The organism is Allorhizobium sp. nf9_anc (assembly GCF_056323085.1).
In genome coordinates this window covers 4,117,927-4,136,797 of record NZ_CM150481.1, presented here as the reverse complement: position 1 = coordinate 4,136,797, position 18,871 = coordinate 4,117,927, and the positions used below count along the sequence as shown (strand labels likewise).

11 protein-coding genes are annotated in these 18,871 nt (G+C 62.6%); 6 read left to right on the top strand and 5 right to left on the bottom strand.

Features of this window, described 5'->3' with window-relative positions:
- Positions 1-18: 18 nt before the first annotated feature.
- Positions 19-684 carry a monofunctional biosynthetic peptidoglycan transglycosylase gene (mtgA, locus tag AC02Y0_RS20110; protein ID WP_476384100.1) on the bottom strand — a complete coding sequence of 222 codons (666 nt, stop codon included), beginning with the start codon at positions 682-684 and terminating at the stop codon, positions 19-21.
- Positions 685-895: 211 nt separating this feature from the next.
- On the opposite strand from mtgA, the gene AC02Y0_RS20105 reads away from it, so the two are divergent.
- The 3 genes from AC02Y0_RS20105 (at position 896) to AC02Y0_RS20095 (ending at position 3,562) form a co-directional block, all read left to right on the top strand.
- Positions 896-1,810: a polyprenyl synthetase family protein gene (locus tag AC02Y0_RS20105; RefSeq protein ID WP_476380775.1), complete on the top strand. Its 915-nt coding sequence runs from the start codon at positions 896-898 to the stop codon at positions 1,808-1,810.
- A gap of 1 nt (position 1,811) precedes the next feature.
- Entirely contained in the window at positions 1,812-2,867 is a 1,056-nt protein-coding gene (gene hisC / locus AC02Y0_RS20100) for a histidinol-phosphate transaminase (protein WP_476380773.1), read from the top strand.
- A 62-nt stretch (positions 2,868-2,929) separates the two neighbouring features.
- Positions 2,930-3,562 carry a LysE family translocator gene (locus AC02Y0_RS20095; RefSeq protein ID WP_476380772.1) on the top strand — a complete coding sequence of 211 codons (633 nt, stop codon included), beginning with the start codon at positions 2,930-2,932 and terminating at the stop codon, positions 3,560-3,562.
- Positions 3,563-3,617: 55 nt separating this feature from the next.
- Here AC02Y0_RS20095 and AC02Y0_RS20090 read toward each other — a convergent pair whose 3' ends face one another.
- The 3 genes from AC02Y0_RS20090 to AC02Y0_RS20080 all read right to left on the bottom strand — a co-directional run bounded on the left by AC02Y0_RS20090 (position 3,618) and on the right by AC02Y0_RS20080 (position 6,953).
- A complete protein-coding gene (locus AC02Y0_RS20090; protein ID WP_444556878.1) occupies positions 3,618-4,283 on the bottom strand; it encodes a YiaD family glycine zipper/OmpA-like lipoprotein in 666 nt (221 codons plus the stop codon).
- A gap of 75 nt (positions 4,284-4,358) precedes the next feature.
- Positions 4,359-5,624: a flavodoxin-dependent (E)-4-hydroxy-3-methylbut-2-enyl-diphosphate synthase gene (ispG, locus tag AC02Y0_RS20085; protein ID WP_172450204.1), complete on the bottom strand. Its 1,266-nt coding sequence runs from the start codon at positions 5,622-5,624 to the stop codon at positions 4,359-4,361.
- 135 nt (positions 5,625-5,759) lie between these two features.
- On the bottom strand, positions 5,760-6,953 hold the full coding sequence (locus tag AC02Y0_RS20080) for an MFS transporter (protein ID WP_476380771.1): 1,194 nt from the start codon (positions 6,951-6,953) through the stop codon (positions 5,760-5,762).
- Between the two features lie 203 nt (positions 6,954-7,156).
- Here AC02Y0_RS20080 and AC02Y0_RS20075 point away from each other — a divergent pair, with 203 nt between their 5' ends.
- The gene (locus tag AC02Y0_RS20075) at positions 7,157-8,035 is read left to right on the top strand and encodes a DMT family transporter (protein ID WP_476380769.1); all 879 of its coding nucleotides are present in this window, start codon (positions 7,157-7,159) and stop codon (positions 8,033-8,035) included.
- On the opposite strand, the gene AC02Y0_RS20070 is transcribed toward AC02Y0_RS20075, so the two are convergent.
- A complete protein-coding gene (locus AC02Y0_RS20070) occupies positions 8,017-9,180 on the bottom strand; it encodes a M20 aminoacylase family protein (RefSeq protein ID WP_476380767.1) in 1,164 nt (387 codons plus the stop codon). The two genes, AC02Y0_RS20075 and AC02Y0_RS20070, sit on opposite strands and share 19 nt — an antisense overlap.
- 135 nt (positions 9,181-9,315) lie before the next feature.
- Here AC02Y0_RS20070 and AC02Y0_RS20065 point away from each other — a divergent pair, with 135 nt between their 5' ends.
- Positions 9,316-9,951 (top strand): TetR family transcriptional regulator C-terminal domain-containing protein, encoded by a 636-nt coding sequence (locus AC02Y0_RS20065; protein ID WP_476380766.1) that lies wholly within the window; start codon positions 9,316-9,318, stop codon positions 9,949-9,951.
- Positions 9,952-10,310: 359 nt separating this feature from the next.
- On the top strand, positions 10,311-18,824 hold the full coding sequence (locus AC02Y0_RS20060) for a glycoside hydrolase family 94 protein (RefSeq protein WP_476380765.1): 8,514 nt from the start codon (positions 10,311-10,313) through the stop codon (positions 18,822-18,824).
- The last annotated feature ends 47 nt before the right edge of the window (positions 18,825-18,871 follow it).

The following is an 18,871-nucleotide window of genomic DNA, read 5'->3' as shown; positions in this document are numbered from 1 at the left end:
CAACGAAAGCTTCTGATTTCAATCATAAAGGCAGGTGATGTATTCACCCGAAGCGCGGGCCCGTCGATCCACGACCCCGGCCAACCGCTTCAAGCCCGGACCAGGCTTGCTCGCCACGCGGTCGATCGGGTTGGGCAAGGAGACGGCCAGCAGCGCCGCCTGCTGACGGCTGAGCTTTGCGGCCGATGTCTTGAAGTGATACCGCGCGGCGGCCTCGATCCCGTAGATGCCAGGACCCCATTCCGCGACGTTGAGGTAGATCTCCATCATCCGCTGCTTGGGCCAGACGGTGTCAGCGGCAATGGCAAGCGGCAGCTCCAGGCCCTTGCGGACAAAGGATCGGCCGTTCCAGAGGAAAAGGTTCTTCGCCGTCTGCATCGGGATGGTGCTGGCGCCCCGCGTCGCCTCTCCGGCCATGGCATCGTCGATGACCGACTGCAGCTGGTTCCAGTCGACGCCGCCGTGATTGCAGAACTGCCCGTCCTCCGACATCATCACCGCACGCACGACATTCGGCGAAATATCCTCGAAATCGACCCAGCGACGATCATAGCCCTGAAAGGTGGCAAGATCCGCCAGCATCAGCGTGGACACCGGGCGGATAAAGTCCACGCGATAAACGAGGATCAGGAGATAAGGCCCGACGAGCAACAGAAGCAGAGCAATCAGCACGGCCCGGATGATCGGGGGCCGCCGCCTCCGCTCTTCCGCCGGCGCAAACTGCTCGTCTTGCTCCAATGCCTCGACTTCCAGTGTCAATGAGGTGGGTCCATGATCGATGATGCCTCCTCTTAGCGGCCCCGTGACGAAATGACCAGACAGGCTAGGGCCAGTAGCCTTTCATCAACGTCAATTTCCCGTTGCCTGACAGGGGGCCGCGTGCCAAATAGCCCGCATGACCAAGAGCGCCGATGCCTTTGAACAAAGCTTGTCCGCCTATGCCGAGATCGTCGAGGCAAGGCTCGCAACCCTGTTGGACGGGACCCCTCGTCACGCGGAACTGGCGCGCCCCCGACAACTGATCGAAGCCATGCATTACGGCGCACTGAACGGCGGAAAACGCCTGCGCCCCTATCTCGTAATGCAGGCTACGCGCCTGTTTGGCGGAAGCGACGAGGCGGCTCTTCAGGTCGGTTGCGCGCTAGAATGCCTGCACAGCTACTCGCTGGTCCATGACGACCTGCCGGCCATGGACGACGACGACCTGCGCCGTGGAAAGCCGACCGTGCACAAGAAGTACGACGAAGCGACAGCGATCCTGGCCGGCGACGGCCTGCTCACCTATGCCTTCGACATTATCGCGTCGCCGGAAACGCCCTTGGCCGATGCCGCCAAGGTGGCACTGTTGCTCGAGCTTTCGCGCGCAGCCGGGATCGGCGGCATGGCCGGTGGCCAGATGCTCGATCTTGCTGCAGACAAAGACCAGCCCGATGAAGCAGGCATCGTCACGCTCCAGGCGATGAAGACCGGCGCACTCCTGCGCTTCGCCTGCGAGGCCGGGGCGATCATCGCCAGTCAACCGGCGGAAGACCGCGATCGCCTGCGCCGCTTCGGTGAAATCATCGGCCGCGCCTTCCAGGTGGCCGACGATCTCCTAGATATAACCTCGGACGCCGCGACCCTCGGCAAAGCGACCGGCAAGGACGCGGCCAAAGGCAAGGCGACCCTCGTTGGTCTGAAGGGCACGGACTGGGCCCGGGCCGAACTCGACCGACTGGTCACTGAAGCCAATGCGCTGCTCGATCCCTATGGCGCTAAGGCCGAGCCGCTGAAGGAAGCCGCCCACTTCATCGCCTACAGGAAGAAATAGTATGAGCCGTTTCTGGTCGTCTGCCGTCCATGCGCTGGAGCCCTATGTCGCGGGTGAACAGCCCAAAATCCCGGGCCTGGTGAAGCTCAACACCAATGAGAGCCCCTACGGCCCATCGCAGCGCGTGCTGGACGCGATCGCAGCTGCCTCCGGTGAAGGACTGCGCCTCTACCCCGATCCGGCCTCCACGGACCTGCGCAAGGCGATTGCGAAGCGCTACGGCCTGACGATGGACGAGGTTTTTGTCGGCAACGGCTCGGACGAAGTCCTGGCCTTCACCTTCGCTGCCTTGCTCAAGCACGACGCTCCCCTGCTCTACCCTGACATCACATACAGCTTCTACAAGACCTATGCCCGGCTCTTCGAAGTGAAGGTCGAGGAGATCGCGCTGGATGACGGCCTGCAGGTCCGCATCGAGGACTACGACCGTCCCTGCGGCGCCATTATCCTCGCCAATCCGAACGCGCCGACGGGCATCGCCCTGCCGCTCTCCGAGATCGAGAAGCTCGTCGCCGCCCACCCGGATCAGGTCGTGGTGATCGACGAGGCCTATGTGGATTTCGGCGCGGAGACCGCGGCATCGCTCATCTCGCGCTATGAGAACCTGCTCGTCGTCCAGACCTTCTCCAAGTCCCGATCGCTGGCTGGCCTGCGCGTCGGCTTCGCGCTCGGCCAGCGGCCGCTGATCGAGGCGCTGGAGCGGATGAAGGACAGCTTCAACTCCTATCCCGTCGACATGCTGGCCCAGGCAGCGGCAACCGCCGCGATCGAGGACGAAGCCTGGTTCGACGACGCCTGCGGCAAGATCATCGCCAACCGCGCGATGGTCACGGAAGCGTTGAAGGCCCGCGGCTTCGAGGTCCTGCCCTCGTCGACAAACTTCGTCTTTGCGCGTCATCCAGCGCATCAGGGTGCGGATCTTCAAAAGGGCCTGCGCGAGCGCGCTGTCCTCGTACGGCATTTCAACAAGCCACGGGTTTCCGATTTCCTGCGGGTTACGATCGGCACGACAGAGGAATGCCATCAGTTTCTGAAGGCGATCGATCCAATCATCTGACGTGTGGAATTGACCGATAGCGGCTAGTCTCCGGCCCCTGTTGCAAGCGCCGGAGCACATCCTTGACTGAAATCCTTCAATACTGGCCGCAGGTTGCGGCAGCCTACCTCGTCTACCTGGTCGCGGTCTTGAGCCCGGGTCCGGCGACCATGGCGATTGCCTCCGCCTCGCTTGGCCAGGGGCGTCGGCATGGATTGACGATTGCAGCCGGCATCTTCTGCGGCTCGATGACCTGGGCTATCGCCGCCTCTCTCGGTCTTGCCGCCATCCTTTCCCAATATGCGCAGGCGCTGGTGCTGATGCGGATCCTGGGCGGTCTCTACTTGCTCTATCTCGCCTGGCGCGCCTTCCGCTCCGCTGCGAGCAAGATCGATCCGCTTGGCGTCACCAAGGCGACAGCGAGCCTAAAGCGTACCTTTCTGATGGGCTATGCGATCCACCTGACGAACCCCAAGGCGATCTTCGCCTGGCTGGCCATTATCTCGCTGGGACTGCCCGCCGGGGCGACGCCGTCTGCGGTCGCCATCGTCGTCTGCGGTTGCCTGGTGACCGGCTTCATCGTCTTCATGGGTTATGCGCTGCTCTTCTCAACGCCGGGCGCGCTCCGGATCTATCGCGCCGCGCGTCGCTATATCGACGGGACGCTCGCCGTCCTCTTCACCTTTGCCGGCGTGAAGCTGCTCACCTTGCGCTGAAACGAAAAAGGCGCCGCACGGATGCGGCGCCTCTGATCCTTGAAGTGGACAGACCTCAGCCCTGGGTGAGCGGCGAGATCTGGATTTCCACGCGGCGGTTCTGCGCGCGGCCATCCGGCGTTGCGTTGGACGCGACCGGCTGGTTCGGGCCAAAGCCGACTGCGGATACACGCCGTGGGTCGACGCCCTGGCTGTTGAGGTAACCGGCAACGGACATCGCACGGCGCTCGGACAGACCCTGATTGTAACCCTGGCTGCCGGTCGAATCGGTGTGACCGTTGATGTCGATCAGCGTGCGGTCGAACTTGCGCAGCACGATCGCGACCGAGTTCAGCGTCGGATAGAACTGCGGCATGACCGCATCCTGATCCGTGTTGAAGGTGATGTTGGACGGCATGTTCAGGATGATGCGGTCGCCGACGCGGGTGACCGAAATGCCGGTGCCCTGCAGCTGTGCGCGCAGTTCCGATTCCTGCTGGTCCATGTAGTTGCCGATGGCGCCACCGGCGAGCGCGCCGATACCGGCACCGATGAGCGCTGCATTGCGCCGGCCTACCGGCGAACCACCGACGGCGAGACCACCGAGCGCGCCCACGGCCGCGCCAAGTGCGGCGCCGCCCGTCGTGTTCGACACCTTCTGCTGACCCGTATAGGGATCTGTCGTCGTGCAGGCACTCAGATAGGTCGCGCAAAGCGCGAGAATAGCGATCTTCTTGATCATGCTCGGGGTCCCTCCAGGATTCGGCTGATCATCCGTCAACCGTGAAATTGCGGCAACAAAAAGTTACCAGCAGGCTCACTCCGCCGCCGACTTTTGTCCATAGCGCTTCTGAATATAGTCCGCCACCAGCGCCTCGAAATCCGCCGCGATGTTCGGACCGCGCAAGGTCATGGCTTTTTCGCCATCGATGAAGACAGGCGCCGCTGGGTTTTCACCGGTGCCGGGGAGCGAGATGCCGATATCGGCGTGTTTGCTTTCGCCCGGACCATTGACGATGCAGCCCATGACCGCGACGTTCAGACCTTCGACGCCGGGATACTTTTCGCGCCAGACCGGCATGTTCTTGCGCAGATCGTCCTGGATCTTCTGGGCGAGCTCCTGGAACACGGTGGACGTGGTGCGCCCACAGCCGGGACATGCAGCGACCACGGGCACGAATTGCCGGAACCCCATCACCTGCAGCAGCTCCTGCGCCACCTGCACTTCACGGGTGCGATCGCCATTCGGCTCGGGGGTCAGCGAAACGCGCACGGTGTCGCCGATGCCATGCTGCAGCACATAGCCCATCGCAGCCGAAGAGGCGACGATGCCCTTCGAGCCCATGCCGGCCTCGGTCAGCCCCAGATGCAGCGCATGGTTCGAGCGCTCGGCAAGCATCGAGTAAACGGCGATCAGATCCTGTACCTGGCTGACCTTGGCGGACAGGATTATGCGGTTGCGCGGCAGGCCGATCTCCTCAGCCAGTTCGGCCGAGAGCAGCGCCGATTGCACGATCGCCTCGCGCGTCACCTGACGCGCCGACAGCGGCGAGCCCTGAGCCGCATTCTGATCCATCAAACGCGTCAGCAGTTCCTGGTCGAGGGAACCCCAATTGACGCCGATGCGGACAGGCTTGTCGTAGCGGATCGCCATCTCGACGATCTCGGCGAACTGCTTGTCCTTCTTGTCCTTGAAGCCGACATTGCCCGGATTGATGCGATATTTCGCCAGCGCCTCGGCGCAACCAGGGTGATCGGCGAGCAGCTTGTGGCCGATATAGTGGAAGTCGCCGATCAGCGGCACATCCATGCCGAGGCGCAGCAGGCGCTCCCGGATCTTCGGCACGGCGGCCGCACTCTCGTCGCGGTCAACCGTGATGCGCACCACCTCGGAACCGGCCTTGTAGAGGGCGGCCACCTGGGCGACGGTCGCATCGATATCGGCCGTATCGGTATTGGTCATCGACTGAACGACGACGGGCGCCCCGCCGCCGATGATAACGCCTCCGACTTCAACGGCGACCGATGAGCGGCGCGGCTTGGGATCAAAGGCGTCGGCGGGCTGGATGATGGGTGCGGTCATGGCTGTTTCTCTGCAAGCCTCAATCGCCATGGAGGTGGATCAAAGCCGATCGCTTGTCAACCGCAAGACATCGGAACGCAATCACATGCACGAGTGCGCAGGCATCGCTCAGGCGAGCTGCGCACTCGCATCAGTTCAGTGACCCGTTGACCGGTCAGCATGCCGGGCAAGGCCGGACAGAGCCAACACGACGATCAACAGGGAGGGGATCGCGGTGTAAACCGTCGACAGGGAGGTAAACTCGGCGATGAAACCGATCAGCGACGGCGCGAAGAGAATGCCGGAATAGCCCATGGTCGTGACCACGGAGAGACCGACGCCCGGAGCCAGTCCCGGGATATTGCCACCGGCCGAAAAGGCGATCGGCACCATGTTCGAGATCCCGATCCCGGTGATCGCAAACCCGATCAGGGCGAGTGTCACATTGCTCGACTGCCCGGCGATCACAAGGCCGATGATCGCCGCGACCCCGCAGAAGCGCAGCGTATTGACGGCACCGAACCGGTCACGAACGAAGTCACCGGCAAAGCGGCAGACGGCCATGGTGAAAGAGAAGGCGGCGAAGGCAAAGCCCGACATTTCGGTCGAAGCATTCAGCTCGTTGCGCAGATAAAGCGCGCTCCAGTCGAGCACGGTGCCCTCAGGGATCATGCAGAACAGCGCGATCGTGCCGATCAGCCAGGGCAGCGGCGTCATCGGCAGCTTGGCCTTGGCGGGCTCGTCACTCGGATGCGGCGCATCGGCAAGGATCATCGGACGGGCGACAAGGAAGAGGACGACACAGACGGCAGCCAGCAGCAGCACGTGACCGGTTACGCCGAGCGAGGCGATCAGGAAACCACCGGTCGCCGCACCGCACAGACCACCCAGGCTCCAGAAGGCGTGGCAGGAGGACATGATCGAGCGGCGCATGTTGCGCTCGACTTCGACGGCATTGGCATTCATCGCAACGTCCATCGCCCCGGTCAGGCCACCGAACAGGAAGATCGCGACGGCACCCGTCCAGATATTGTCGACGAGCGTCACGAGCACGATCGTCGGGATGAACAGGAGCGTGGTGATCTCAACCACGCGACGCGAGCCGTAGCGAGCGATCTGCATACCGGCGATCGGCATCAGAACCAGCGAGCCCACGCCGAAGACGAAAATCATCACCCCCAGCATCAATTCCGAAAGCCCAAGCGCCTGCGAAAAGAACGGGATCTTCGGCGCCCAGGCGCCAATCACGAGACCGTTCAGAAAGAACAGCAACGCGACGGCTGCGCGCTCCCTCGTCACGATCGGCGCCGGTGCGGCTGGGGAAGTAATTGTCTGCGAAATATCGTTCATGTCCTGCTCCCGTGGTCGGGGCGCACTTTAATTAAATCGATTTAAACGACAACGCCCCATGCATCCCGCGGCTGTAAATTTTTGTTTCGCGCGACAACAATCTCGGCAACGCCAACCGGGGATTGACAGTCGTCCATCGACACCCGAAACAAGAAACCCGATGCGACCACATGCTGGGGCCGCCCTACCCGAAAGACACGTCCGTGAAAACCGCAGTCGGCGCTGGTATTTTGCTGTCCAGTCTCGCCTATCTCTTCTTCGCCATGCATGACGCCATGATCAAGCTGCTCGTGGAGTCTACGACTGTGTGGCAGATCCTGTTTTGCCGAAGCATTGCGATCCTGCTCGGATGCTACATCCTGGGTGGCCGGTCGCTTGCCCGCGAAACCGTCACGTCGCCGGCCCTGCGCCCGATGATGCTGCGCAGCCTCTTCCTGCTGGCGGCATGGCTCTGCTACTTCAACGCGGCCAAGCACTTGCCGCTTGCGGACCTGACGACGCTCTATTTCGCAGCCCCGATTGCCGCGATCCTGCTCGCAATCCCGATCCTCGGCGAAAAGGTCCCGCCGAGCAGCTGGATCGCGGTCATAACCGGCTTTGTCGGCGTGGTCATCGCCAGCAACCCGACAGGCCTCGCCACCGGCTGGCCGGTCTATCTCGCATTGATCGCCGCCGTCTGCTGGGCAATCGCGACGACGCTTCTGCGAACCACCAGCCAGAGCGCCAGCAGCATGGTGCAGATGGCCATAACCAATGTCTTCTTCCTGATGCTGACCACACCCATGGCCCTCATGACATGGACCATGCCGAGCGGGGCAACGCAGATCCTGCTGCTTGCGGTCGGCTTCATCGGCGGCCTCGGCCAGATGAGCTATTTCGAGGCGTTGCGCCGCGCACCAATCTCGGTGATCGCGCCGCTCGAATACACCGCGCTGATCTGGGCCTTCGCGCTCGGTTACGCGATCTGGCGCGACGTGCCCGGCCCGAACGTATGGGCAGGCGCCGTGCTCATCGCCGGCGCCGGCTTGATCATTCTCTTCGCCGCCCGGCGAAGCACGCCCTCTCAGGACCTCGAGAGATAACGTTCCGCGAGTTCCACCCACAGGGTGGTGCCGACGGGGAGAATGTCGTCGTTGAAGTCGTAACGCGGATGATGCAGCGGCGGGTCATTGGGCGTGCGCTGCGTGCCGAGGAAGAAATAGCTGCCCGGACGTTTAGCCAGCATATAGGCGAAGTCCTCACTGCCCATCATCGGTCGCGGCAGGTCGTATACCTTGTCGTTACCCGCAAAGCTCACCGCAAGATCGCGGACGAAGTCCGTTTCCGCCTTGTGGTTGACGGTCGGGTCATAGCCACGCTCGTAGTCGATGGTAACACCCATCCCGTAACTAGCAGCCTGTCCCTCGGCCACGGCCCGGATCCGGCTTTCCAGCTGGTCGCGAACCTTGGGATCGAAGGAGCGGATCGACAGCACCATCTCGGCCCGTTCCGGAATGACATTGCTCGCAGCACCGGCATGGAAACCGCCAACCGTAATGACAGTCGGATCGAGCGGGTGGATGTTGCGCGACACGATCGTCTGCAGGGCCATGACGATCGAAGCGCCACACACGATCGGATCGGCTGTCGATTGCGGCTCGGCGCCGTGACCGCCGCGGCCGTTGACCGTGATCTTGCACTCGTCGACGGCAGCCATGATCGGGCCTTCGCGAAGGGCGATGTGGCCAAAAGGGATCTCCGGATCGTTGTGAAGCGCAAACACCGCATCGCAGGGGAAGCGATCAAACAATCCATCTTCGATCATGATGCGGGCACCGCCGAAATTTTCCTCGGCAGGTTGGAAGATCAGATGGATGACACCGTCGAAATTCCGGCGCTCGGCAAGGATCTTCGCTGCACCAAGCAGCATCGCGGTATGACCATCATGCCCGCAGGCATGCATGACGCCCGGGATTTCGCTGGCATAGGGCAGCCCCGTCTCTTCGAGGATCGGCAGCGCGTCAAAGTCGGCCCTGATGCCGATGCTGCGATCGCTTGAACCGTTTCGAAGCGTCGCGACCACCCCGGTCTTGGCGAGGCCACGCGTGACCTCGTAGCCGAGAGCCGTAAGCTGCTCGGCCACATAGTCCGACGTCTTGAACTCAGACAGGCCGATCTCCGGAAACCGATGCAGATGATGGCGCGTCGCGAGCACTTCTGCCATCACATTGGGAGCGTGGATCGTCATGGAATTCACCTTTCGGGCGTCTAGGGCATTCGTTGAGGCGCGAACTGTGGCACTTGCCGGCTAGTTGTTCAACCGTATAAAAAGGGCGGGAGCGGTCGCCACCAGCCGCCCCCTTTATCCTCGCCGGAGAGACCTATGACACGACGCACGTTCCAACGTGCCGGTGAAGCCGAGCGCCGGAAGGATCTCATCGCGGCGACCCTGGACAGCATCTCCGAGCATGGCCTGGAAGGTGCCACCGTGCGTGACATCGCGGCCCGTGCAGGCGTGACCGGCGGGCTGATCCGCCATTATTTCTCCGGCAAGGACGAGATGGTCCAGGCGGCCTATCGCGAAATGCTGGCCGGGATGACCGGGACTGCGGTGGACGCCATGGCCGAGGCAGGCGACGACCCTCGCCGGCGCCTCCATGACTTCATCGTCGCCAATGTCAGCCCGCCGATTGCCGACCCGAAGGCCCTTTCCCTTTGGGCAGCTTTCATCGGCCGTGTCCGCTCGGACGACGAACTCGCCCGCATTCATCGGGAAAACTATCTCGTCTTTATCGGACTTCTCGAAGAGCTCGTCGGAGCGGTGCTGACGGTGCACCGACATGAAGCGCCTTTCTCCGAGACACGCCATCTCGCCGTCGCGATCAACGGCCTGATCGACGGGCTATGGCTCGAAAACTCGCTCGCAAGCGACCTCTTCGACGAAGGCCGCCTCGCCCATATCGCGCTCGACGCGGTGGAGGCCATGCTCGGCGGCTTGCCGCTCAGAAACAGGGCCTGAGTGACGCGAAATGAGATGCGGAGGAAGGTTGCCATCGGCTGTCGGTTTGGCTTCTGGTAACCTAGCGATGAGAACGAGGGATGCAGAAGGAACAAACGCCCTCCTACGGCGTAAGCACCTCCAGCAAGCCTCTTGGCCAGACGCTTGAAATACGGCATAAAAACGCCAATTCACCTGCCACGAAGCGAAAGTCGCCTACAGAGTCTCAAAGCAACTGGTCACACGTCGCATTACGGCCTTTTTCTGCCTCGATTGTTGGTCAACAGCCCGATTTTGTGCAATGAGGCGCCAAGGCGACGACCGGACGGTTCGAGCCCGACGGCCTTCAACTCAACCACCAAACTGAGAACTTATTCTTCATGACGCTGCATGTCCCATCGCGCGACCTCGAAACCAAGCAGATCGACCACAACGATTCCATTCGATCTGCCTATTTCACGATCGAGGAGTTGCGGGAGAGCGCCGCGTCGCTCGCGCTGAACGGTGCCACCGAACTGCCGGGCTTGATGGATTTCGACTTCTTCGCCCGGCACAAGGAAAACGAGCGCGAGATCCTGCGGGTCTACCGCGCGACGGCAGCAGACGTCGAAGCTGGCGCGACGATCACGCCGGCTGCCGAATGGCTGCTCGACAATCACTACATCATCGAAGAAGCGATCCAGGAAGTCCGTCGCGACTTCCCGAAGAAGTTCTATCGCCAGCTGCCGACCATGAAGATCGGCCACCGCGAGATCCCGCGGACCATGGCACTCGCCTGGCTCTATGTTGCCCATACACACTCGACCGTCAGCCAGGAAAGCATGACGGCCCTGGTCGAAGGCTACCAGCAGCATCAGACCCTGGAAATCGGTGAACTATGGGCGCTGCCTTCGATCGTGCGCTTCGTGCTGGTGGAAAACCTCCGCCGCATTGCGACCCGTGTGGACCGCTCGCGCCGGATGCGCCGCCGGGCAAACGAGGTGGCCGATGAGATCGTCCGCCTCAACGACCCCGTTGCGGCGGCGACCTATCTCAGCCAGATCGAGCAGCTTGCCGACGACAACACCTTCGCCACCCAGTTCCTTTATCGCCTGCGCAACGGCTCGCAGAACACGAGCTTCGCGGTCGAATGGCTGGAAAGCCGGCTTGAGGCCGCCGGTCGCACCGCCGAAGAGGCGATGGACGCCGAGCACAACAGGCTTTCGTCCGGCAACGTGACGATGGGCAACATCGTCCGCGGCCTCAGAGAGATCGACGACAAGGAATGGTCGGTCTGGGTCGAAGAGGTCAGCCATGTCGACCGGATCCTTGGCCAGCATACCGACTATCGCCAGCTCGATTTCGGCTCACGCAACGCCTACCGCAACACCATCGAAAAGCTGGCACGGCGCTGTGACCAGTCCGAGATTGAAATCGCCCAGACCGCGATCGACGTGGCGACGCGTGCAGCAGGGCCGGACGGCCAGCTCGACGTCGGAAGCTATCTGGTCGGCAGCCGGCGCATCGAGCTCGAGGATGCCATTGGCTACAGCCAGCCGCTCTCGCGCATCATCACCGATTTCATCAAGCGCCTGAACTGGCTCTCGATCGCCGTGCCCGTCGTCGCCTTGACGATTGCAGCACTTGCAGTCATCGGACACTTCCTCACGCAGGCCGGACTTCCGACCTCGCTGATCCTGATCCTGCTGATCCTGGTCTCTCTGCCGGTGTCCGAGGGTGCGACGGGCCTCTTCAACACGCTCGTCACCTTCTTCGTCAAACCATTCCGCCTGACCGGTTACGAGTTCAAAGACGGCATCCCCGAAGAGGCGCGCACGCTTGTCGTCGTTCCCTGCATGATCACCAAGCGCGACGATGTCGACGAACTCGTCCGCAACCTTGAAGTCCACTACCTGACCAACCCGCATGGCGAGATCTATTTCGCGCTGCTGAGCGACTGGAAGGATAGCCAGACGGAGGAGTCCGCGGCGGATCTCGAGGTTCTCGATTACGCCAAACGCGAAGTAGCCCACCTCAATAGCCGCTACGATTTCGCCGGTAAGACCCGCTTCTATCTGATGCATCGCCGCCGTCTCTACAACGAGGCAGAAGGCTGCTGGATGGGCTGGGAGCGCAAGCGCGGCAAGCTGCACGAGCTGAACCTGCTCCTGCGCGGCGACCGCGACACGTCCTACCTGCCGGGCGCCAACATGGTGCCTGAAAACGTGCGTTACGTCATGACGCTCGACGCCGACACGCGCCTGATGCGCGATGCCGTCACCAAGCTCGTCGGCAAGATGCATCACCCGATCAACCGCCCCGTCCATGATGAGGAGACCGGTCGCGTGATCAGCGGCTACGGCGTCCTGCAGCCGCGCGTCACGCCGTCGTTGACCACGGGCAAGGACGCCTCGGTCTTCCAGCGCATCTTCTCGATGAACCGCGGTCTGGACCCGTACGTCTTCACAGTGTCCGACGTCTATCAGGACATCACCGGGGAAGGCTCGTTCACCGGCAAGGGTCTCTATGATGTCGACGCTTTCGAGACCGCCATCAAGGGCCGGATCGACGAGAACAGCGTTCTCAGCCACGACCTGCTGGAAGGTTCGTTCGCCCGTTGTGCGCTCGTCACCGACGTCGAACTAGTCGAAGACTTCCCGACCCGCTACGAGGTCGAAATCTCCCGTCAGCATCGCTGGGCACGTGGTGACTGGCAGCTCATTCCCTATATCGGCGACACCAATCGTGGCATCACCAGCCTAGGCCGCTGGAAGATGGTCGACAACCTGCGCCGATCCCTGACGCCAATCGCCTGGTATGCCGCTTCGGTCCTCGGCTGGGCGACAATGGAACCGGTCGGCGCCACCATCTGGCAGCTGGTCCTGATCTTCAGCCTGTTCGTCGCCCCGACCCTGTCGCTGCTGTCAGGCATCGTGCCGCGTCAGACCGACATTGTCCCGGCCGCCCATTTCCAGACACTCTGGTCGGAAGTCCGGTCGATCAATGCCCAGGTCGCCCTGCGTATCGTCTTCATCGCCGACAATGCCTGCATGATGGCCGACGCCATCGTTCGCTCCCTGTACCGCCTGCTGGTGAGCCGCAAGCTGCTCCTGGAATGGCGCACCGCCGCAAGCGTTCAGTCGGCAGCCCAGGGAACCATCAACTCCTACTACCGCAACATGCGCCACGCCCCGATCCTGGCGGTGCTGTCGGTCGGCGTTGCGGCCCTGCCGGGTGGCTATGGCTACCTGATCGGCCTTCCCTTCGCCTTCCTCTGGGTCCTTTCCCCGCTGCTCGCCTGGTATGTCAGCCAGTCGGCCGAGACCGAAGACAGCCTCGAAGTGCCGGAAAACGTCTCCTACGAGCTGCGCAAGATCGCGCGCCGTACCTGGCGTTACTACGAGACCTTCACCACGGCCGGCGACAATTACCTGCCCCCGGATAACTTCCAGGAAACGCCCGAACCGATCATCGCGCACCGCACCTCGCCGACGAACATCGGCGTCTACCTGCTCTCCGTCGTATCGGCCCGCCATTTCGGCTGGCTGAGCTTCGAGCAGACGATCGAGCGGATGGAGCAGACGATTGCGACCGTCGAGCGCATGGAGAAGTATCGCGGCCACCTGTACAACTGGTACTACACGGACACCCTGAAGACGCTCGGCCCGCGTTATGTTTCTGCCGTCGACAGCGGCAATCTCGCCGGCCATCTGATCGCGATTTCGTCTGCCTGCCGTGAATGGGCAGAAGCGCCTTCGGCCCATCTTCAGGGCAATCTTGACGGCATCGGCGATGTCGGCGGCATCCTTCTCGAAATCCTCGAGAAACTGCCCGACGATCGCAAGACGGTCCGCCCGCTGCGTCGCCGACTGGAAGAGCGCATCATCGGCTTCAACACGGCTCTTGCTGCGGTGAAACGCGAACATGAATTTGCTTCGATCCGCATCATCAATCTGGCGGTGCTCGCCCGCGACGTTCAGAAGCTCGCGGCCAACCTGCACCACGAAGTCCGCTCCGAGCCGAGCGCCGAAGTGGTGCGCTGGACGGAATCGCTGGTTTCGGTCTGTGAAGCCCACATCTCCGACACTGCCTTCGACCTGTCGAACATTGATCCGCTGCGCCAGCGCTTGAGCCAGCTGTCCGAGCGCGCCCGCGACCTCGCCTTCTCGATGGACTTCACCTTCCTGTTCCGTCCCGAGCGTCGTCTGCTGTCGATCGGTTACCGGGTCGACGCCCGCGAACTGGACGAAGCCTGCTACGACCTTCTCGCCTCCGAATGCCGACTGACCAGCCTGTTTGCGATTGCAAAGGGCGACCTGCCGACGGAACACTGGTACCGCCTCGGCCGTCAGGTCGTGCCGATCGGTGCACGCGCCGCGCTGATTTCCTGGTCCGGCTCGATGTTCGAATATCTGATGCCGCCGCTCGTCATGCAGGAGCGCCAAGGTGGCATCCTCAACCAGACCAACAATCTGATCGTCATCGAGCAGATGAACCATGGTCGCCGACTGAACATTCCCTGGGGCATCTCGGAAGCGGCCTTCAACGCCCGCGACCACGAGATGAACTACCAGTACACCAACTTCGGTGTGCCGACGCTCGGTCTGAAGCGCGGTCTCGGCCAGAACGCCGTCATCGCGCCCTATGCCTCGATCCTCGCCAGCCAGTATTATCCGGAAGCGGCTCTTGAGAACCTGAAGCGGCTGCGCAAGCTCGGCGCGCTCGGTGCCTATGGTTTCCACGATGCCGTAGACTTCACGCCGACCCGTCTGCCCGACGGCAAGAAGTGTGCTGTTGTCTACAACTACTATGCCCACCACCATGGCATGTCGATCGCGGCAATCGCCAACGTCGCCTTCAACGGCCGCCTGCGTGCACTCTTCCACGCCGATCCGGTGATCGAAGCCGCCGAACTTCTCCTGCAGGAGAAGACCCCGCGCGAAATCCCGGTCATGAGCGCAAAATACGAGCCGCAGACGCCGGGCAAGGGCCAGGCCGACCTTCTGCGTGCCGAGATCCGCACCGTCGAAGATCCGGCAACGAAGGACCGCGAGGTCAACTTCCTGTCGAACGGTCATTACTCGGTCATGCTGACCGCGACCGGCTCGGGCTTCTCGCGCTGGAACGGCCAGTCCGTCACCCGCTGGAAACCCGACACCACCGAAGACCGCTGGGGTACTTTCCTCTTCCTGCGTGATACCGCGACCAACGAATGGTGGTCGGCGACATCAGCGCCACGCCGTGCGGAAGACGAAAAGACCAAGGTTATCTTCGGCGACGACAAGGCCGAATTCTTCAAGACGGTGGGCGACATCTCGACCTCGGTCGAATGCATCGTCGGCACCGAGCATGACGCCGAAGGCCGCCGCTTGACGATCCTGAACACCGGGACCGAAGATCGCTACATCGAAGTCACCTCCTATACCGAGCCGGTTCTCGCCTTCGAAGACAGCGACAACGCCCATCCGCTCTTCTCGCGCATGTTCGTGAAGACCGAATTCGGCCGCCGTCGCGACGTCATTCGCGCCGAGCGCAACAAGCGCAGCCCGTCGGATCCCGATATGTGCGTCGCCCACCTCGTGGTCGACAGCGCAGGCCAAGGCCGCCCAACGGAATTCGAAACCGATCGCCGCAAGTTCTTGGGCCGTGGCCGCAGCCTCGGCGAAGCCGCTGCTTTCGATCCGGGCGCAAACCTGTCTGGTACGGAAGGCTTCACGCTCGACCCGATCCTCAGCCTGCGCCGCGTCGTTCGCGTACCGGCCGGCAAGAAGGTTCAGGTCATCTTCTGGACCATGGCAGCACCCAGCCGCGAGGAAATCGACCAGGCGATCGAACGCTACCGCCACCCGGACGCCTTCAGCCATGAACTGATCCATGCCTGGACCCGCGCCCAGGTCGAACTGCGCCACATCGGCATCACCTCGCAGCAGGCAGCGGCCTTCCAGCATCTTGGCCGTTATCTGGTCTACCCCGACAATCACCTGCGGGCAGATCCGGAAACGGTCCGCAAGGGCCTGCGCTCTCAGTCGGCCCTCTGGCCCATGGCAATTTCGGGCGACTTCCCGATCTTTGCGCTGCGCATCAACGACGACATGGACATGGACATCGCCCGCGAAGCGATGAGTGCGCTCGAATATCTGCGCCGCCGTGGCGTCGTGGCAGATCTTGCGATCATCAACGAGCGTGCGACCTCCTATGCCCAGGACATGCAGCACGCGCTCGACCAGATGGCAGACAACCTGCGCCACCGCTTGCCTGGCGGTCGCCAGCATGTCTTCACCGTGCGTGATGACCTGCAGGACGAAGGCGCGACACTGGCCGTCCTTGCGGCAGCCCGCGTTGTCCTGCACACCCGCAACGGCAAGATCGTCGACCAGGTGAACCGCGCGGTCTCCCTGTTCGCCACCCCGCGCACCATCGACGGTGAAGTCGAATGGGCCGGCCTGCCGCCGTCCCTGCCGGCCACCATTAAGACAAGCAAGACGATCGACGGGTCCGACCTCGATTTCTGGAATGGCTTCGGCGGCTTCTCGAAGGACGGCATGGAATATGTCGTCCGCCTCGACGGCACCGCCAACACGCCTCATCCTTGGATCAACGTCATCTCGAATGAAAGCTTCGGCTTCCATGTCTCGGCCGAAGGCGCAGGCTTCACCTGGAGCCAGAACTCGCGCGACTACCAGGTCACGCCATGGACCAACGACCCGGTCGTCAACCGCCCCGGCGAGGCCTTCTACGTCACGGATCTCGTCAGCGGTCGTGCCTATGCGACGGCCAGCGCGTTGAACCTCGATCCGACGGCGACGTTTGAGACCCGCCATGGTCTGGGCTACTCGACCTTCGTCAGCCGCCACGGCGACCTGGAGATCGAACTCACCCAGACGGTCGACCGCGTGCGCCCCGTCAAGCTCTCGAAGATCCGGCTGAAGAACACGAGCGGCGAAGCGCGCAAGTTCCGCGTCTATGGTTATGCGGAATGGGTTTTGGGTAACAACCAGACCCGCACCGCGCCTTTCGTTCTCTCGACCTTCGATGAGGAAACTGGAGCGCTTCTGGCCTCCAACCCTTACGACATCAACTACCCCGGCCGCTTCGCCTTCCTGGCGGGTCCGGAACAGCCGGAAGGGTACACCACAAGCCGCCGCGAATTCATCGGCCGCAACGGCACGATCAAGCTGCCTCAGGCGGTCGCGCGTGCCTCGGCCCTGACGGGTTCGATTGAAAGCGAGAGCGATCCTTGTGCCGCGATCGCATTCGATATCGAACTCACCCCGGGTCAGTCGCGTGACATGACCTTCCTGCTCGGTGAAACCGATACCGCGGACGCGGCCGTCGATCTGGTAAAGTCGGTTCGTGCGGCGGGCTTCGAAACCGTTCTCAAGTCCAATCGCGACTTCTGGACCGGTTTCACTGGCAAGCTTTCGGTGGAGACTGGCGACAAGGGCTTCGACAACCTCGTCAACCGCTGGCTGCCTTACCAGGCTCTCGCCTGCCGTCTCTTCGCTCGCGCCGGCTTCTACCAGGCGAGCGGAGCCTATGGTTTCCGCGACCAGCTGCAGGACACTCTGGCCTTCCTGACGGTCGAGCCAAACCTGGCCCGCAGTCAGATCCTGAAGGCGGCGGCACGGCAATTCGTCGAAGGTGATGTCCAGCATTGGTGGTTGCCGCAGACCGGAGCGGGTGTCCGAACCATGATCTCCGACGACGTCGTCTGGTTGGCCTATGCGATCGACCAGTATGTGACGGCAACCGGTGACGAGACGATCCTTAGAGAGCAGATCCCGTTCCTCGACGGCCAGGAACTGAAGCAGGGACAGCACGACAGCTTCTTCCTCCCTGGGGTCGCAGCAGAAACTGCTGATCTCTACGAGCACGCCGCTCGTGCGCTCGACCTTGCCATCGCCCGCACCGGCGAACACGCCCTGCCGCTGATCCTCGGTGGCGACTGGAACGACGGCATGAATCGTGTCGGCATCGAAGGGCGCGGCGAAAGCGTCTGGCTTGGTTGGCTGCTGGCCGCCACGCTGGAGCGCTTCAAGCTTCAGGCCGACAAGCGCGGCGAGCGTGAACGCGGTGCCCGCTGGAGCGATCATGTCGTAAAGCTCAAGGCAGCCCTGGAAACGGCGGGCTGGGACGGCGATCACTATCGTCGTGGCTATTTCGACGACGGGTCACCGCTCGGTTCGAACGAAGCCCTTCAGTGCCAGATCGACTCGATCGCCCAGTCCTGGAGTGTTCTCTCTGGCCTCGGGGATCCGGTGCATACGGCAAAGGCGCTCGACGCGGCAGTCTCCAAGCTTGTGGATACGGAAAACGGCATCGTCCGTCTCTTCACCCCGGCCTTCGAGAAGCCGCAGGTCGATCCGGGTTACATCGGCGCCTACCCGCCGGGTGTGCGCGAGAACGGCGGGCAGTATACCCATGCTGCCATCTGGCTGGGGCTGTCGCTGGTCAAGGCAGGTCGCCTGGCCGATGCCTGGCGTGTCTTTGAAATGCTGAACCCGATCAACCACGCCAGCACGGCCGAAGAAGCCGAGCGCTACCGCGTCGAACCCTATGTTGTCGCGGCCGACATCTACGGCGGCGACGGCTATGCAGGACGCGGCGGCTGGACCTGGTACACGGGCTCTGCCGGCTGGCTCTATCGCTTTGCGGTGGAGGGCTTCCTCGGCATCCGCCGCAAGGGCGGCGACATCGTTGTCAGCCCAGCTCTCCCGGAACACTGGGAAGGCTTCAAGGCCAAGGTAGAGATCGACGGCCGCAAGGTCGACGTCGCCGTGACGCGCAGTACTGCGGGCTACGATGTGACGCTGGATGGCAAGGCACAGGTGATCGGCCACGATCTGCCAGAGCCCACCTCTCCGCCGCCAGCGAAAAAGCCGGCACGAAAGCCAAAGGCCAAGGCTGCCGAATGATCGAAACGAAAGAGGCCCCGCCAGCGATGGCGGGGCCTCTTCTCTTT

What these genes read in the sequence shown, in the direction of transcription:
- AC02Y0_RS20105 (WP_476380775.1), top strand. Translation starts at nt 896, where the DNA reads ATGACCAAGAGCGCCGATGCCTTTGAACAAAGCTTGTCCGCCTATGCC.
- hisC (WP_476380773.1), top strand. Translation starts at nt 1,812, where the DNA reads ATGAGCCGTTTCTGGTCGTCTGCCGTCCATGCGCTGGAGCCCTATGTC.
- AC02Y0_RS20090 (WP_444556878.1), bottom strand. Translation starts at nt 4,283, where the DNA reads ATGATCAAGAAGATCGCTATTCTCGCGCTTTGCGCGACCTATCTGAGT.
- ispG (WP_172450204.1), bottom strand. Translation starts at nt 5,624, where the DNA reads ATGACCGCACCCATCATCCAGCCCGCCGACGCCTTTGATCCCAAGCCG.
- AC02Y0_RS20080 (WP_476380771.1), bottom strand. Translation starts at nt 6,953, where the DNA reads ATGAACGATATTTCGCAGACAATTACTTCCCCAGCCGCACCGGCGCCG.
- AC02Y0_RS20070 (WP_476380767.1), bottom strand. Translation starts at nt 9,180, where the DNA reads ATGACGATCCACGCTCCCAATGTGATGGCAGAAGTGCTCGCGACGCGC.
- AC02Y0_RS20065 (WP_476380766.1), top strand. Translation starts at nt 9,316, where the DNA reads ATGACACGACGCACGTTCCAACGTGCCGGTGAAGCCGAGCGCCGGAAG.
- AC02Y0_RS20060 (WP_476380765.1), top strand. Translation starts at nt 10,311, where the DNA reads ATGACGCTGCATGTCCCATCGCGCGACCTCGAAACCAAGCAGATCGAC.